This is a genomic window from Acidovorax sp. GW458-11-26-14-TSB4 (genome assembly GCF_059423865.1).
The window spans coordinates 12,253-27,964 of sequence record NZ_JBWKYR010000025.1 but is presented as its reverse complement, the minus strand read 5'-3'; the positions used below and the strand labels follow the sequence as shown (position 1 = coordinate 27,964).

13 protein-coding genes are annotated in these 15,712 nt (G+C 68.7%); 7 read left to right on the top strand and 6 right to left on the bottom strand.

The window, feature by feature from the left end; translation table 11 throughout:
- The first annotated feature begins 1 nt into the window (after position 1).
- On the top strand, positions 2 to 490 hold the full coding sequence (locus AC07X5_RS28600) for a hypothetical protein (RefSeq protein WP_494772887.1): 489 nt from the start codon (positions 2 to 4) through the stop codon (positions 488 to 490).
- Positions 491 to 597: 107 nt separating this feature from the next.
- Here AC07X5_RS28600 and AC07X5_RS28595 read toward each other — a convergent pair whose 3' ends face one another.
- Genes AC07X5_RS28595 through AC07X5_RS28570 form a run of 6 tightly spaced genes read right to left on the bottom strand, consistent with a single transcriptional unit; the run spans position 598 to position 6,578 of the window.
- Positions 598 to 2,049 carry an aldehyde dehydrogenase gene (locus AC07X5_RS28595; RefSeq protein ID WP_409959978.1) on the bottom strand — a complete coding sequence of 484 codons (1,452 nt, stop codon included), beginning with the start codon at positions 2,047 to 2,049 and terminating at the stop codon, positions 598 to 600.
- Between the two features lie 56 nt (positions 2,050 to 2,105).
- Positions 2,106 to 2,816 (bottom strand): ABC transporter ATP-binding protein, encoded by a 711-nt coding sequence (locus AC07X5_RS28590; protein ID WP_494772886.1) that lies wholly within the window; start codon positions 2,814 to 2,816, stop codon positions 2,106 to 2,108.
- On the bottom strand, positions 2,813 to 3,571 hold the full coding sequence (locus AC07X5_RS28585; protein WP_494772885.1) for an ABC transporter ATP-binding protein: 759 nt from the start codon (positions 3,569 to 3,571) through the stop codon (positions 2,813 to 2,815). The genes AC07X5_RS28590 and AC07X5_RS28585 overlap by 4 nt, the downstream gene beginning before the upstream one ends.
- Positions 3,564 to 4,505 carry a branched-chain amino acid ABC transporter permease gene (locus AC07X5_RS28580; RefSeq protein ID WP_494772884.1) on the bottom strand — a complete coding sequence of 314 codons (942 nt, stop codon included), beginning with the start codon at positions 4,503 to 4,505 and terminating at the stop codon, positions 3,564 to 3,566. The genes AC07X5_RS28585 and AC07X5_RS28580 overlap by 8 nt, the downstream gene beginning before the upstream one ends.
- Positions 4,502 to 5,380, bottom strand: coding sequence for a branched-chain amino acid ABC transporter permease (locus AC07X5_RS28575; RefSeq protein WP_494772883.1), 879 nt, complete (start codon positions 5,378 to 5,380; stop codon positions 4,502 to 4,504). The genes AC07X5_RS28580 and AC07X5_RS28575 overlap by 4 nt, the downstream gene beginning before the upstream one ends.
- Before the next feature lie 4 nt (positions 5,381 to 5,384).
- A complete protein-coding gene (locus tag AC07X5_RS28570; protein ID WP_494772882.1) occupies positions 5,385 to 6,578 on the bottom strand; it encodes an amino acid ABC transporter substrate-binding protein in 1,194 nt (397 codons plus the stop codon).
- 207 nt (positions 6,579 to 6,785) lie between these two features.
- On the opposite strand from AC07X5_RS28570, the gene AC07X5_RS28565 reads away from it, so the two are divergent.
- From AC07X5_RS28565 to nirB, 6 genes are all read left to right on the top strand, one after another.
- A complete protein-coding gene (locus tag AC07X5_RS28565; protein WP_494772881.1) occupies positions 6,786 to 7,748 on the top strand; it encodes an AraC-like ligand-binding domain-containing protein in 963 nt (320 codons plus the stop codon).
- Positions 7,749 to 7,876: 128 nt separating this feature from the next.
- Entirely contained in the window at positions 7,877 to 9,292 is a 1,416-nt protein-coding gene (locus AC07X5_RS28560) for an efflux transporter outer membrane subunit (RefSeq protein WP_494772880.1), read from the top strand.
- Between the two features lie 153 nt (positions 9,293 to 9,445).
- Complete coding sequence (locus AC07X5_RS28555) at positions 9,446 to 10,846, top strand: efflux RND transporter periplasmic adaptor subunit (protein ID WP_494772879.1); 1,401 nt, start codon at positions 9,446 to 9,448, stop codon at positions 10,844 to 10,846.
- Between the two features lie 8 nt (positions 10,847 to 10,854).
- Entirely contained in the window at positions 10,855 to 11,592 is a 738-nt protein-coding gene (locus AC07X5_RS28550) for an ABC transporter ATP-binding protein (RefSeq protein WP_494772878.1), read from the top strand.
- On the top strand, positions 11,592 to 12,797 hold the full coding sequence (locus AC07X5_RS28545; RefSeq protein ID WP_494772877.1) for an ABC transporter permease: 1,206 nt from the start codon (positions 11,592 to 11,594) through the stop codon (positions 12,795 to 12,797). Before AC07X5_RS28550 ends, AC07X5_RS28545 begins: the two co-directional genes overlap by 1 nt.
- 361 nt (positions 12,798 to 13,158) lie before the next feature.
- Complete coding sequence (gene nirB, locus AC07X5_RS28540; RefSeq protein ID WP_494772913.1) at positions 13,159 to 15,702, top strand: nitrite reductase large subunit NirB; 2,544 nt, start codon at positions 13,159 to 13,161, stop codon at positions 15,700 to 15,702.
- The last annotated feature ends 10 nt before the right edge of the window (positions 15,703 to 15,712 follow it).

Genomic DNA, 15,712 nt, shown 5'->3' with positions numbered 1-15,712 from the left:
GATGGCACAGTACTTTTTCGATGAACCGTACGTCGTCGCTACGATCCTGAACCGGGCGTTCAACGATCAATCCCCTGTGCATGCGGTCTACACCAGACAGGTGGAGATGGCTACGTCGGCCGGGAACACCGCCTACGCCTTGCAGTTTGGCGCGGCTTTCAACGGCTTGTCAGAAGAAATATTGTCCGCCAAGCTCCTGGTCAACCTGGGGGTTTGGCCCAATGCAGGTCTGCACACCGCTTTGACGGATTACTTGGTATCTGTGGCAAAGGCCAACGTAGGTGTCGTGGCCTTGCAGCTGGGGCAGCTCCTGTCAGGCCTGGAAAACGCAACAGGAGATCAGGCCGCGTTCAGCGCAGCCGCCGTGGCGTGGAACAAGGAGGTGGTCGATGCGTACGCCTACTCGTCCAATCCTGCCAATGTCTCCCCTTCGCCCGTTACCAACGCGGTAACTCTGACTGGCATGGCGGTGGTGGAGCATGTGCAGTGAGCTACAGCATGCAATGACCCGGGGACACGTTTTGCGGACGCCATGGACGGGTTCCATGGCGCTTCGCCTGGCTGTGCACCATGAACGGCCCAGGCAGCCAGAGGCTCTCAGAACGGATAATGCCGCGCCGTAGTCTGCACCGTGATCCAGCGCAACTCCGTAAACTCCCGCACCCCCGCCATCCCCCCAAACCGCCCCCACCCCGAATTCTTCACCCCGCCAAACGGCATCTGTCCCTCGTCATGCACCGTAGGCCCGTTGACATGGCAGATCCCCGACTCGATGCGCGCGGCCACGTTCCAGGCGCGGGCCACATCGCGGCCGAAGACGGCAGCGGACAGGCCGAACTCGTTGTCGTTGGCACAGGCAATCGCTTCCTCCACGCCCTTCACGCGCACGATGGGTTTCAGGGGGCCGAAGGATTCCTCGCGGTAGATGTCCATCTCGGGCGTCACGTGGTCGATGATGGTGGCTGCCATCAGCGTGTTCTCGCTCTTGCCGCCGCACACCAGCCTGGCGCCCTTGGCCAGGGCGTCGTCGATCAGGGCGTTGCAGCGCTGCACGGTCGCCATGTCCACCACCGAGCCCAGCACCGCCGGGCCCTTGCGCGGGTCGCCCAGCGGCAGGGCCTGGGCGCGTGCTGCGAAGCGGGCGACGAAGTCGTTGGCGATGGCGTCGTCCACCACGATGCGCTCGGTGGACATGCAGATCTGCCCCGAGTTGGCGAACGAGCCGAAGATGGCCGCATCCACGGCCGCGTCCACGTCGGCATCGTCCAGCACCACGAGCGGGGCCTTGCCGCCCAGTTCCAGCACTGTGGGCTTGAGGTACTTGGCGCAGGTCTGCGCGACGATGCGGCCGACCTTGGTCGAGCCCGTGAAGTTCACGCGGCGCACGGCAGGGTGGGCCACGATGGCCTCGACCACCGCACCGGCGTCGGCAGGCGCATTGGTCACGAAGTTCACCACGCCCGGGGGCAGGCCGGCCTCCTGCAGGGCCTCGATGATCAGGCCGTGCGTGGCGGGGCTCAGCTCCGAACCCTTGAGGATCACCGTGTTGCCGCAGGCCAGCGGCGTGGCGATGGCACGCACGCCGAGAATGATGGGCGCGTTCCACGGTGCGATGCCCAGCACCACGCCCGCGGCCTGGCGCACGCCCATGGCCAGGCTGCCGGGCACGTCCGACGGGATCACCTCGCCCGCGATCTGCGTGGTCAGGGCCGCGGCCTCCTGCAGCAGGCCGGCGGCCAGGTGCACGTTGAAGCCGGCCCACAGGCCCGAGGCGCCGGTCTCGGCGGCCATGGCGGCGGCAAAGGCGTCGCCCTTGGCTTCGAGCGCATGCGCGGCCTTGAGCAGCAGCGCACGGCGCGCATTGGGCCCCAGAGCCGACCAGGCGGGGAAGGCCTTGGCCGCGGCATCGGCAGCCGCCTTGGCATCGGCCACCGTGGCAGCCGGGGCCGTAGTGGCCACTGACCCGTCCAGCGGGTTGCGGCGCTCGAAGGTGGCGCCGCCCGTGGCCTGCACGCGCTCGCCGTTGATCAGCATGGAAATGGCAGTCATGGAATCAATCTCCTGAACAACAAGGAAAGAAAAGACAAGAAGAAGAAAAAAAGAGATCAGGCTACGCCGAGGTAGGCCTGCCGCACTGCATCCGATTGCAACAGGCTTGATGCCTCGCCCGAGGCCACGATGCGCCCGCGCTCCAGCACATAGCCGCGCTGCGCCACCTGCAGCGCCTTGCGCACGTTCTGCTCCACCATCAGCACGGTGACGCCCTGGGCCGCGATGCGCTGCACGATGGCCAGCAGCTCGTCCACCATGCGCGGCGCCAGGCCCAGCGAGGGCTCGTCCAGCATCAACAGGCGCGGGCCGCTCATCAATGCGCGGGCCACGGCCACCATCTGCTGCTCGCCGCCGCTCATGGTGCCGGCCAGCTGCTGGGCGCGTTCCTTCAGGCGCGGAAAGTCCTCGAAGGCCTGGGCCAGCCGCTCGGCGCGCACGCGCGCCGGCACCAGCCAGCCACCGAGCTCCAGGTTCTCGGTCACCGTCATCTGCGGAAAGAGCTGGCGCCCCTCCGCCACCAGCGCCAGGCCGCGCTGCACGCAGGCGGTCGCGTTCAGGGCCGGCACGGCCTGGCCGTCGAGCAGCACCGTGCCCTGGCGTGGCAGCAGTCCGGCCAGCGCCTTGAGCAGCGTGGTCTTGCCCGCACCATTGGGGCCCACGATGACCGTGATGCCGGGCCGGGCCTCCAGCGACAGGTCCTGCAGCACCTGGAAGCCGTTGTAGCCCGTGGTCAGGCCCTGTACAGAAAGCTGTGCGCCGCTCATGCCGTCGCTCCTTCGCTGGTAGCAGCCATCTCATCGCCCAGGTAGGCCTCGATCACCTCCGGGTTGCGCACCACCTCGGCCGGCGTACCGTCGGCAATCTTGCGGCCCTGGTGCAGCACCAGCGCGCGCTCCACGTACTTGAGCAGCGTGGTCACCGCATGCTCGATCCAGACCACCGTGAGGCCCCAGTCATCGCGCAGGCGGCGGATGCGCTGGGCCATGGCATCGACCTCGGCCTCGGTCAGGCCGGCGGCCACCTCGTCGAGCAGCAGCAGGCGCGGGCGCGTGCCCAGGGCCATGCCGATCTCCAGCAGGCGCTGCTGCGAGGGTGTCACATCGGCGGCAGGGCGCTCGGCCAGTGCCGACAGGCCCAGCATGGCCAGGATCTCGTCCTCGCTGCGCAGCCCCACGGGCCCCTGGCGGTAGCGGCCTGCGAACTGCATGCCGAAGCGCACGTTGTCGCGCACGGTCATGTCGGGGAACACACGCGGCGTCTGGAAGGTGCGCGCAATGCCGTGCGCCGCATAGTGGTGGGGGCCCTTGCCGGTCAGCTCGTCCGCCCCGCTCACCAGCCGGCCCGAGGTGGGCGGCTGCACCCCCGAGATGGCGTTGAAGAACGTGGTCTTGCCCGCGCCGTTGGGGCCGATGATGCCGATCAGTTCGCCCGCATGCAGCGTGGCACTCACGCCGTCCACGGCGGTCAGGCCGCCAAAGCGCACGGTCACGGCGTCGATGGTCAAAAGTGCCTCAGACATGGCCCGCCTCCACTGCAGGCGTGGCCGCCCGCTTGCGCTGCCACAGCGTGGCCAGCCCGTTGGGCAGGTACATCACGCACAGGATGAGCAGCAGGCCCAGCACCATCATGTAGCCATAGGGCAGCTGCAGGCGCAGCGTCTCGGCCAGCAGGCTGAAGACGATGGCCGCGAGCACCGGCCCGCCGATGCTGGCCGCGCCGCCGATCAGCGCGATCAGCACCGTCTGGAAGCCGATGAAGGGGCTGAACACCGCGGCCGGCTCGATGTAGGTCCAGCGCACGGCCATGGCCGCACCCACGGCGCCCGCAAAGGCCGCAGTGATGCCGAAGCCCGCGATCTTGGCCAGGCGCGTGTCCACCCCCAGCGTCTGTGCGCGCTGCTCGTCGGCACCGATGCCTGCAAGCGCCAGGCCAAAGCGGCTGCGCTTTACCGCAATCGATGTGGCAATGGCCGCGGCGGCGATCAGCAGCACCGTGAGGTACACCGTCTCGTTGTTGGGCACCACCGTGAGCACGCGGCCCACGGTGCCTGACACCTGCTTTTCGACAAAGGTCACAGCATGGCGGATCAGCTCCGTCATGCCGAAGGTCAGCACCGCGAAATAGGTGCCGCGCAGGTGCAGCACGGCCGCACCCATCACGATGGCCACCACCGCCGCGATGAGCGCACCGGCCAGTATCACCAGCGGCCAGGGCAGGCTGCCCAGCAGCGTGGCGCTGGCATAGGCCCCGATGCCGAAGAAGGCCGAGGTGGCCAGCGACAGGTAGCGTGTGGCGCCGCAGAACAGCGACCAACTGGTGGCCAGCGCGATGTACATCAGGCAACTGAGCAGCACCGAGGCCACGAACTCGGACACCAGCCAGGGCAGGGTGCCGACCACGGCCGTGCCCGCTGCGAGCGCGAACCAGGGCTTGTTGGAATGGAGGGATTTCATTTCTTGGAAAAGAGGCCGTTGGGGCGCCAGATGAGCACGCCGATGAACACCGCATAGCTCAGCAGCATCTTGAGAGACGGGCTGCTGAAGTGCATGCCCAGGGCTTCGACCACACCGAGCAGCAGGCCGCCGGCCAGGCTGCCCGCCAGGCTGCCGAAGCCGCCCAGCGTGATCACGATCAGCGCCGTCACGGTGTAGGGCTCGCCCATCGAGGGGGAGATCTCGTAGGTCATCGACAGCAGCGCCCCCGCCACGCCCGACAGGCCCAGGCCAATGCCGAACATCATGGGGTGCAGGCGCCGGGTGTTGATGCCCACCAACTGCGCGCCCGTGGGCGACTGCATCAGCGCCCGCACGGCCTTGCCCAGCAAGGTGAGGCGAAGCAGCGCGATCAGCGCCGCCGACAGCGCCAGCGCGACGCCGAACAGCACCAGCTTGTTCTCGGTGAAGCGCATGCCCGCCACTTGCACCGGGTCGGCCAGGTACTCGTAGCCGCGCAGGTCGCCGCCCCAGATCACCAGGGCGGTGTTCTGCACCAGGAACATCAGGCCGAAGCCCACCATCAGGCTGCGCGCCTCGAACACGTCCACATTCGGTGCGCGCGCCGCCAGGCGCCGAAAGCACAGCGCATGCACCGCCACGCCCAGCACGAACAGCGCGATGAAGGCGATGGGCATCAGCAGCAGGGGCGACCAGCCCCAGGCCGTGTGTGCCCACCAGGTGATGAAGGCGCCGAGCATCAAAAACTCGCCGTGCGAGATGTTCATGATGCGCATCAGCCCGTACTGCAGGTTCAGGCCCATGGCCACCAGCGCATAGATGCCGCCGGTAATCAGGCCACTGGCGACCAGTTCGGCCCAGGAAGTCAGAGACACTTTGTTATTTCCAGGCTGGTTTCGCGGTGTTCAATTGCGCCGTGGCGCGGTCCTTGGGCCACACGACTTCGAAGTCGCTGCCCTGCCACTGGCTCACGGTGCCGGGGATGGAGGCGTTCTCGCTGCCCGCAAAGCGGATGCCGCCCAGGATGGTCTTGAACTCGTTCTTGGCGATGTGCTCGCGCAGCGCCTTGCGGTCCAGGCCCGCCTTGTCCACGGCCTGCTGCAGGATCTCGAGGCCCGCCCAGGCATGGCCGCTGGCCCAGCGGTCGGGCTCCTTGCTGAACTTCTTCACGTGGGCGTCGAAATAGGCCTTGGCCTCGGGGCTGGTCTTCACGCTCCACGATCCCATGCCGATCACGCCCTCGGTGTTGGCCTGCATCACGTTCTTGTAGAGCTGGAAGGCCGTGCCCACCGAGGCGTAGAAGAACTTGGGGTTCAGCCCCACCTCGCGCGCCTGGCGGCTGGCCAGGATGGTGTCGGGCGGATAGGTGATGCCGATGAAGGCATCGGGGTTCAGGTCCTTGATGCCGCGCAGCACGGGCGCCAGGTCCTTCACGCCCAGCGGGTAGCTCTTGCGCTCCACCACCTGGATGCTGGTCTTCTTGAGCGCATTGTTCAGCGCCGCGAAATTCTCCAGGCCGAACAGGTCGTCCATGTAGACGATGGCCACCGACTTCACGCCGTTGGCCACCAGCATGTCCACCAGCGCGCCCATCATCTTGTCGGGCTGCTGCAGCAGGGAGAAGAAGTAGGGCAGGTTCATGTCGATCAGCTTGCGCGACAGCGCCGTGGGCGCCAAGAGCGGGTAGCCGAAGCGGTTGGCCAGCGGCGCGATGGCGAAGTTGGCGCCCGAGCCCCAGGGCGGCAGGATCAAATCCACCTTGTCGCTGCCCATGAGCTTTTCGAAGGTGCGCACGCAGGTCTCGGTCTCGCTGCGGTCGTCGTAGCCGATGAGCTCGATGGGGCGCTTGGCGCCCTTGACGGACAGGCCGCCGGCCGCGTTCACCTGCTCGGCCCAGAGCAGGTAGTTGGGCTCCTGGCTGACCTGGGCGCCCGCGGCCCAGGGGCCCGTGCGGGCAATCGCGTAGCCGATGCGCACGGGGCCCGACTGGGCCAGCAGGTGGGGCGCGACCGACATGGCGCCCACCGTGGCGGCCATGCCCTTGATCCATTGGCGCTTGGATTGTTGAACCATTTTTCTGTCTCCTCGGATGGGCAGCCCGCGCAGTGCAGGCCGTTGACCGATGGTAGGAAGAAGGGCTTTGGCGCGCTGTGCTGAGCGTGCACAAAACGCTGCTCCCAGCGTGCACGGGCCAGCGGGTTTACCCGGATTTCCGCGCTGCGCAAAGGATTAGCACCCCCACCGATAATCGGGGGAACCCGCCTCTGCACTGGAGACAGCATGGCCCACACCCTGACCGAGGTATCCACCGACACCGTGGCACCGCGCGACCGCCTGCACCTGTGGGGCGACGCGGTGTGGCGCCTCATTGGCGGGCTGGAGTCCGACGCCTTTGGCGATGAGGCCTTCGCGGGCCACATCACCTCGGGCCAGGCGGGTTACGTCAACCTGTGCCAGCTCGACGTGAGCCGCCACCGCGTGGTGCGCACCCCCAGCCTCATCCGCGGCAGCGACCGGGCCTACATCAAGGTGGTGGCGCAGCTCGAAGGGCGCGCCTGCTTCGAGCAGAACGGCCGCCAGGTCTGGCTGTCCCCGGGCGAGTGGAGCGTGTACGACACCACGCGCGCCTACGCCGTGAGCAACCCCGATGCCGTGCGCCAGATGGTGCTGATGATCCCCAAGGAACACCTGCCCGAGCGCAGGATGCGGCTCGACGACCTCATGGTGCAGCGCTTCTCGGGCACCAGCGGTGTCTCGCGCCTGGCCTGGGACACCATGCGCGCCGCGTTCACCGAGCTGCCCACCATGTCCGACGCGGCCGCCGACGGCGTGGCCGACGTCATCACCCATCTGGTGCAGCTGTCGCTGCTGGAGCGCAACGGCCAGCACAGCGCCATGTCGCAGCGCGAGGCCCTGCGCGACCGCATCGGCCAGTACATCGACCGCCACCTGGCCGACCCCGACCTCAGCATCGACCGCATCGCCCAGGCGCTCAACTGCAGCCGCAGGCACCTGTACAACGCCATGGCGGACGATGGCGACACGCTGGCCGCCACCATCCAGCAGCGCCGGCTGGAGGCCTGCCTGCGCGAGCTGCGCCACCCCGCGCACACGCACCGCTCGGTGACGGACATCGCCCTGGCCTGGGGCTTTCGCAACAGCGGGCATTTCAGCCGGGTGTTCAAGGCCCATACAGGCTGCAGCCCGAGCGAGTACCGGATGCGGGCTGTGCAGCCACACTGAACAGCAAAGGCCCTTCGGGCCTTTCTTTTTGCATTGCAGCAATTCTTTACATGGGCTTGACGCATTGACTATCTTCGCGAAGGGGTGGCTCCGCACAATGGACGCAACAACCCGGAGCACAGCTTTTCATGCGTCTTTCTTCACCGACCGGTTCCCGCCGCCAAGCACCACCGCGCTGGCCGGTGCTGGCGCTGGCCGCAGCCCTGGCAGGCTGCGCCGGCCTCACGCCGCAGGATGCGCGCCTGCCCGATGCGCCCGTGCCCGCCACCTGGTCCACGGGCAGCAGCACCACCGGCCCCGCCACCCCGCTCGCCCTGTGGTGGCAGCGCCTGGGTGACGCGCAACTGACCGCGCTGGTCGAGCAGGCCCTGGCAGCCAACACCAGCGTGCGCACGGCCCAGGCCGCGCTGCAGCAGGCCCGTGCCCAGGTCGATGTGCAGGCCGCAGGGCTCGCACCCCAGGTGGGGGCCTCGGCCTCGGCGCAGCGTAGCCGCTCGGGCAACAGCGGCACGGGCAACAGCTTCCAGCTGGGCTTCGATGCCAGCTGGGAGCCCGATGTGTTCGGCCGTGTGCGTGCCGGCGTGAACGCCAGCGAAGCCGATGCCCGCGCCGCCGAGGCCAGCCTGGCCGACGTGCAGGTGTCGCTGGCGGCCGAGGTGGCCGTCAACTACATCGAGCTGCGCAGCCTGCAGCAGCGCCTCGCCATTGCACAGAGCAACCTGGCCAGCCAGGGCGAGACGCTGCAGATCACGCAGTGGCGCCTGCAGGCGGGGCTGACCACCTCGCTCGTGGCCGAGCAGGCACGCGCCGCATCGGAACAAACCGCCGCGCAGATCCCCGCGCTCGAAGCCAGCCTGGCCCAGTCGCGCCACAGCCTGGCCGTGCTGACCGGGCAGGCGCCGGGCGCGCTCGATGCGCAACTGGCCGCCAGTGCGGCCGTGCCCCAGGCGCCCGACGAACTGGCCCTGGCCATCCCCGCCGAAACCCTGCGCCAGCGCGCCGACGTGCGCGCGGCCGAGCAGCGCATCCGCGCCGCACTGTCGCGCGTTTCGCAGGCCGAGGCAGCCCGCTACCCGGACTTCGGCATCAGCGGCTCGGTGGGCCTGCGCGCCCTCACGTTGGGGGCATTGGGTGGCGGCAGCGCGTTGGCGGCATCGCTGCTGGGCAGCGTGTCGGTGCCCCTGCTCGATGGCGGTGCCAACCGGGCCCAGGTGCGCGCGCAGGAGGCCAGCCTGGAGCAGGCACGCATCGCCTACCAGGCGGCGGTGCTGGCGGCGCTCAAGGACGTGGAAGACGCCCTTGTCTCCCTGCGCGGCAACCGCGAGCGCCTGGTGCGCCTCACGTCCGCGGCCGACGCAGCCGGCAATGCCGCCCTGCTGGCCCAGCAGCGCTACCGCAGCGGGCTGATCGACTTCCAGGCGGTGCTGGAAACCCAGCGCACCCTGCTCTCCACGCAGGACGGCGTGGCCACCACGGTGGCCAGCGTGTCTGCAGACCATGTGCGCCTGTACAAAGCGCTGGGCGGCGGCTGGCAGCCGCAGTAGCCGCCTACCGCTTCTCTTTCATTAGCCACCTGGAGGCCCCGCGCACACCGCGCGGGCACCTGGCAGCCACAGCCCACCGACCCGGCGCACCGTGCGTGCGCGGGCGGTGCCGGCCTCCCTTTTTCTGCATTTCACCCGAGGCGATTGATTGCCATGACCGATACCTCCCAGGATTCGCAGCCCCGCGCTGCCGCCACCACCGCCGCCAGCCGGTCCCCCGCCGACCTGCAGGCCCTGCTGGGCGGCGAGCCGCCGCGCCGCTGGTACCGGCGCACATCGCTCTGGCTGGGCATGGCCGCCATCGCGCTGGCGGGCGCCGGCTTCTATGCCTGGCGGCAGCACCACGCCGCCAACGCCGCCCCCGTGTACGTGACCGAAGAAGTGAAGAAGGGGGACCTCACGCTCACCGTGGCCGCCAACGGCACGCTGCAGCCCACGCGGCTCGTGACCATCGGCAGCGAACTCTCGGGCACCGTGCGCCAGGTCATGGTGGACGTGAACGACAAGGTGAAGAAGGGCCAGGTGCTGGTGGAGCTCGACACCGCCAAGCTCGACGCCCAGGTGCTGCGCTCGCGCGCCTCGCTGGCCTCTGCCCAGGCGCGCCTGGCGCAGGCCGCGGCCACTACCAAGGAGGCGCAGGCCGCGCTCGGCCGGCTGGAAGAGGTGGCCCGCCTGTCGGGCGGCAAGGTGCCTTCGGCGGCTGAGCTGGACACCGGCCGCGCCACGCTCGACCGGGCCCGCGCCGACGAGGCCAGCGCCCGCGCCACGGTGGACGATGCGCGCGCCGCCCTCTCCACCGACGAGACCAGCCTGTCCAAGGCCTCCATCCGCTCGCCCATCGATGGCGTGGTGCTCACCCGATCGGTGGAGCCGGGCAACGCCGTGGCCGCATCGCTGCAGGCCGTGACGCTGTTCACCCTGGCCGAGGACCTCACGCGCCTGCGCCTGGACGTGAGCGTGGACGAGGCCGATGTGGGCACCCTGCAGGTGGGGCAAAAGGCCAGCTTCACCGTGAGCGCGTATCCCTCGCGCCGCTACCCGGCCCAGGTCACGCGCGTGTCCTTCGGCTCCACCAAGACCGACAACGTGGTCACCTACGTCACCTGGCTGGAGGTGGACAACACCGACATGAGCCTGCGCCCCGGCATGACGGCGGCCTCCACCATCACGTCCACCGAGCGCAAGGACGTGCTGCTGGTGCCCAACACGGCGCTTCGCTTCACGCTCGCACAGGCAGGCGCCCCGGGCTCAGGCGGCGGCAAGCCGCCATCGGCGCAGGGCCAGCAGCAGGGCGGCGGCATCATGGGGCAGCTCATGCCGCGCATGCCCCGCCCGGGTGGCCAGGGCGGGCGCAGGGCCGGTGCGGGCGGTCCTTCTGCGGACGACGCGGCATCGAAGACGCGCCAGGTCTGGGTGCTCAAGGACGGCACGGCCCAGCCGCTCAAGGTGCGCGTGGGCATCAGCGACGGGCGCATGACCGAGGTGGTGGGCGAGGGCCTGACTCCCGGCATGGCCGTCATCACCGACCAGCGCAGCAGCGGGGCCGCGCGATGACGGGCGCCATGCCACTGATCCGCCTGCGCGCGGTCACCAAGGTGTACGGCGAAGGCGCGCTCGCCTTCCAGGCCTTGAAGGGCGTGGACCTGGACATCGCCCAGGGCGACTTTGTGGCCATCATGGGCCCCAGTGGCTCGGGCAAGTCCACGGCCATGAACACCCTGGGCTGCCTGGACAGGCCGACCACCGGTGACTACCTGTTCAAGGGCGTGCATGTGGAGGCCCTGCAGCGCGACGAGCGCGCGCGCCTGCGCCGGCGCTTCTTCGGCTTTGTCTTCCAGGGATTCAACCTGCTGGCCCGCACCTCGGCGCAAGAGAATGTGGAGCTGCCCTTGCTGTACCGCGGCGAGCCTGCCGCGGCGCGCCATGCGGCGGCGGCCAAGGCACTGGCGGCCGTGGGCCTCAAGGGCTGGGAGCACCACACGCCGGCCGAACTCTCGGGCGGGCAGCAGCAGCGCGTGGCCATTGCCCGCGCCATCGTCACCGAGCCGGCCGTGCTGCTGGCCGACGAGCCCACCGGCAACCTCGACACGCAGCGCAGCCACGAGATCATGGAACTGCTGTGGCGCCTGAACGTGGACCTGGGCATCACCGTGCTCATGGTCACGCACGAGGGCGACATGGCCGAGTACGCGCGGCGCATCGTGCGCTTCGTCGACGGCGTGGTGGGCAGCGACGAGGTCAATCCTCACCCGTGCGGTCTGGCCGCGCCGGCTGCGGCACTGCAGGCGGGGGTGCACTGATGTTCCTCAGCACCATCCTGCTCGCGCTGCGCTCCATACGGCGCAACCTCATGCGCTCCTTCCTCACGGTGCTGGGCATCGTGATCGGGGTGAGCGCGGTGATCACCATGGTCACGCTGGGCAACGGCGCCACCGTCTCCATCCAGAACCAGATCGCGGGCCTGGGCACCAACCTGCTGCAGGTGCGCCCCGGTCAGCGCATGGGCCCGGGCGGCGGCACGGGTGCGCCGGCCTTCAAGGACACCGACGCCGATGCCATTGCCCAGCAGATCGGCGGCATCCTGGCCGTGGCGCCCGAGTCGCGCGCCTCGGCCACCGTGGTGGCGGGCGGGCGCAACTGGTCCACCAGCATCATCGGCAGCACCAATGCCTGGCTGCAGACGGGCAACTGGACGCTGCGCAGCGGCCGCGAGTTCACCAACGACGAGCTGCGCGCCGGCGCTGCCACCTGCGTGATCGGCGAGACCGTGCGGCGCGAGCTCTTCGGCACGCGCGACGCGGTGGGCGAGCAGCTGCGCGTGAAGGCCTTCTCGTGCGAGGTGATCGGCGTGCTGGCCTCCAAGGGCCAGGGCGCCTTCGGCAACGACCAGGACGACACCGTGCTCGTGCCCCTGCGTACCTTGCAGCGCCGCGTCACGGGCAATGTGCGCGTGAACACCCTCTTGGTATCGATGAAGGACGGCAGCGAGCCCGAGCGCGTGAAGGCCAGCCTGACCCAGCTGCTGCGCGAGCTGCGCAAGCTCTCCGACACCGACGAGGACAACTTCAACGTGCTCGACACCAAGCAGCTGGGCGAGGCCCTTTCGGGCACCACCAAGGTCATGACCACCTTGCTCGGCGCCGTGGCGGCGGTGAGCCTGCTGGTGGGTGGCATCGGCATCATGAACATCATGCTCGTGAGCGTGACCGAGCGCACCCGCGAGATCGGGTTGCGCCTGGCCATCGGCGCGCTCGAGCGCGAGGTGCTGCTGCAGTTCCTCATCGAGGCGGTGGTGCTGGCCGCGCTGGGCGGGTTGGCCGGCATCGTGCTGGCCACCGTGGCATCGCTGGGCCTGTCGGTGCTGATGGGCGTGCCCTACCTGTTCAACCCGGGCGTGAACCTGCTGTCCTTCGTGTTCTCGGCCGGCATCGGCGTGGTGTTCGGCTACTTCCCAGCGCGCCGTGCCGCGCGCATGGACCCGATCGACGCATTGCGCCACGAGTGATGCGGCACCGGCGCAGGGCGGCAGACCCGCCGCCCTGCGCCCCAATTTGGTGACGTGCTGCACCGCAGCGAGGCGCTTGGACATGCATCCCTGCAGCTGCCACAGGGGAGAACCCTTCTTCAAAAAGCCGGCACGCATTTTGCTCAACACAGCGTGTCCGCCGGTAAAGCTGCCTGCGGTCCGATAACAACCCCTCCGCTAATGATGGCGGAACACCCGGGCAAGCCATGGCGTTCGCCGCCGCTTGCCTGGAAGTTCCAACCCACGCCCGTGGTTCCGCGGAGGGTGTGCAGTGCCGTGGTACGGCACGGCGCATCCTGTGCCCCTGGTTCCCCGGGTCCTTGCAGGATGAGCAAGCATGATGAAGATCGTTCTCATTGGCCACGGCATGGTCGGCCACAAGTTCCTCGAAAGCCTGGCCGAGACCGGCATGACCGGCGTCGAAGTCACTGTGCTGTGCGAGGAGCCGCGCCCCGCGTACGACCGGGTGCATCTCTCCGCCTTCTTCAGCGGCACCACGGCCGAGCAACTCTCCCTGGTCGAACCCGGCTTCTTCGAGCGCACCGGCTTCACCTTGCGCCTGGCGGCGCGGGCCGCATCGGTGGACCGCCGCATCCGCACCGTGACCACGGTGGACGGCGAGGTGCTGCACTACGACAAGCTGGTGCTGGCCACCGGCTCCAACCCCTTTGTACCCCAGGTGCCGGGGCGCGAGCGCGAGCACTGCTTCGTCTACCGCACCATCGAAGACCTGGAGGCCATGCTGGCCTCGGGTGCCAAGTCCAAGACCGGCGTGGTCGTGGGCGGCGGCCTGCTGGGCCTGGAATGCGCCAAGGCGCTGCGCGACATGGGTCTGGAAACCCATGTGGTCGAGTTCGCCCCCCGGCTCATGGCCGTGCAGGTGGACGAGGGCGGCGGCCGCGTGCTGCGCGCCAAGATCGAGGAGTTGGGCGTGCAGGTGCACACCGGCCGCAACACCCAGGAGATCACCGACGGCGCCCGCGCGCGCCACCGCATGGTGTTCGCCGACGGCACCTGGCTGGAGACTGACATGATCGTCTTCTCCGCCGGCATCCGCCCGCGCGATGAGCTGGCGCGCCAGAGCCTGCTGGCCATCGGCCCGCGCGGCGGCGTGGCCATCGACAGCGCCTGCCGCACCAGCGACCACGACGTTTACGCCATCGGCGAATGCGCGTCGTGGAACGAGCAGACCTTCGGTCTGGTGGCGCCGGGTTATGACATGGCCCGCGTGGCGGCCCGCCACATCGCCGGCGAGGCCGATGCCGCCTTCGTCGGCGCCGACATGAGCACCAAGCTCAAGCTCATGGGCGTGGACGTGGCCAGCATCGGCGACGCCCATGGCAAGACCCCGCACAGCCGCACCTGCCAGTACGTGGACGAGCGCCGCCAGGTCTACAAGAAGATCGTCATCAGCGAGGACGGCAAGCAATTGCTGGGCGCCGTGCTGATCGGCGACGCCACCGAGTACGGCACGCTGCTGCAGATGGCCCTGAACGGCATCACCTTGCCCGAGGACCCCGAGTTCCTGATCTTTCCCTCCAGCGACGGCAAGGCCAAACCCGGCCTGGGCGTGGATGCCCTGCCCGATACGGCGCAGATCTGCTCGTGCAACAACGTCACCAAGGCAGGTATCTGCGAGGCCGTGGGCAATGGCGCCTGCACCATCGCCGAGATGAAGGCCTGCACCAAGGCCGGCGCCACCTGCGGCGGCTGCGTGCCCCTGGTCACCCAGGTCATGAAGGCCGAGATGGCACGCCGCGGCATGGCCGTGAACAACCACATCTGCGAGCACTTTGCCTACTCGCGCCAGGAGATCTACCACCTGGTGAGCGTGGGCCAGATCAAGAGCTTCGATGACCTGCTGGCCCGGCATGGCAAGGGCATGGGCTGCGACATCTGCAAGCCCGTGGCGGCCAGCGTGTTCGCCTCGTGCTGGAACGAGTTCGTGCTCAAGAAGGAGCTCGCCGGCCTGCAGGACAGCAATGACTACTACCTGGGCAATATCCAGAAGGACGGCACCTACTCGGTGGTGCCGCGCATGCCTGGTGGCGAGGTCACGCCCGACGGCCTGATCGCCGTGGGCCAGGTGGCCAAGAAGTACGGCCTGTACACCAAGGTCACCGGCGGTGCGCGGGTGGACATGTTCGGCGCGCGGCTGGAGCAATTGCCGCTGATCTGGGAGGAGCTGATCACCGCCGGCTTCGAGTCCGGCCATGCCTATGGCAAGTCGCTGCGCACGGTCAAGAGCTGCGTGGGATCGACCTGGTGCCGCTACGGCGTGGGCGACAGCGTGGGCCTGGCCGTGGAGCTGGAGAACCGCTACAAGGGCCTGCGTGCCCCGCACAAGATCAAGTTCGGCGTCTCGGGCTGCACGCGCGAATGCGCCGAGGCGCAGGGCAAGGACATCGGCGTCATCGCCACCGACAAGGGCTGGAACCTCTACATCTGCGGCAACGGCGGCATGAAGCCGCGCCATGCCGAGCTGTTCGCGTCCGACCTGGGGAAGGAAGACCTGGTGCGCATGATCGACCGGGTGCTGATGTTCTACGTGCGCACGGCCGACCGGCTGCAGCGCACCAGCACCTGGCGCGAGAACCTGGAGGGTGGCCTCGGCTACCTCAAGGAGGTGTTGCAAAAGGACAGCCTGGGCCTGTGCGCCGAACTCGAAGCGCAGATGCAGCACGTGGTGGCCACCTACCAGTGCGAATGGAAGACGGCCGTGACCGACCCCGAGACGCGCAAGCGCTTCCGCTCGTTCGTGAACAGCGACAAGGCCGACGAGAACGTGCTCTTCGTCGAGGAGCGTGGACAGATCCGCCCCGCACGTGCAGAGGAACGTGGCCAGACCCCTGCCAAGGTCATCCCCATCCGCCAGGCCGCCTGAGAGGAAAAAA

Excerpts from the sequence above, each read along its gene's own strand:
- AC07X5_RS28600 (WP_494772887.1), top strand. The coding sequence starts at position 2 with ATGGCACAGTACTTTTTCGATGAACCGTACGTCGTCGCTACGATCCTG.
- AC07X5_RS28595 (WP_409959978.1), bottom strand. The coding sequence starts at position 2,049 with ATGACTGCCATTTCCATGCTGATCAACGGCGAGCGCGTGCAGGCCACG.
- AC07X5_RS28590 (WP_494772886.1), bottom strand. The coding sequence starts at position 2,816 with ATGAGCGGCGCACAGCTTTCTGTACAGGGCCTGACCACGGGCTACAAC.
- AC07X5_RS28585 (WP_494772885.1), bottom strand. The coding sequence starts at position 3,571 with ATGTCTGAGGCACTTTTGACCATCGACGCCGTGACCGTGCGCTTTGGC.
- AC07X5_RS28580 (WP_494772884.1), bottom strand. The coding sequence starts at position 4,505 with ATGAAATCCCTCCATTCCAACAAGCCCTGGTTCGCGCTCGCAGCGGGC.
- AC07X5_RS28570 (WP_494772882.1), bottom strand. The coding sequence starts at position 6,578 with ATGGTTCAACAATCCAAGCGCCAATGGATCAAGGGCATGGCCGCCACG.
- AC07X5_RS28565 (WP_494772881.1), top strand. The coding sequence starts at position 6,786 with ATGGCCCACACCCTGACCGAGGTATCCACCGACACCGTGGCACCGCGC.
- AC07X5_RS28560 (WP_494772880.1), top strand. The coding sequence starts at position 7,877 with ATGCGTCTTTCTTCACCGACCGGTTCCCGCCGCCAAGCACCACCGCGC.
- AC07X5_RS28555 (WP_494772879.1), top strand. The coding sequence starts at position 9,446 with ATGACCGATACCTCCCAGGATTCGCAGCCCCGCGCTGCCGCCACCACC.
- AC07X5_RS28550 (WP_494772878.1), top strand. The coding sequence starts at position 10,855 with ATGCCACTGATCCGCCTGCGCGCGGTCACCAAGGTGTACGGCGAAGGC.
- AC07X5_RS28545 (WP_494772877.1), top strand. The coding sequence starts at position 11,592 with ATGTTCCTCAGCACCATCCTGCTCGCGCTGCGCTCCATACGGCGCAAC.
- nirB (WP_494772913.1), top strand. The coding sequence starts at position 13,159 with ATGAAGATCGTTCTCATTGGCCACGGCATGGTCGGCCACAAGTTCCTC.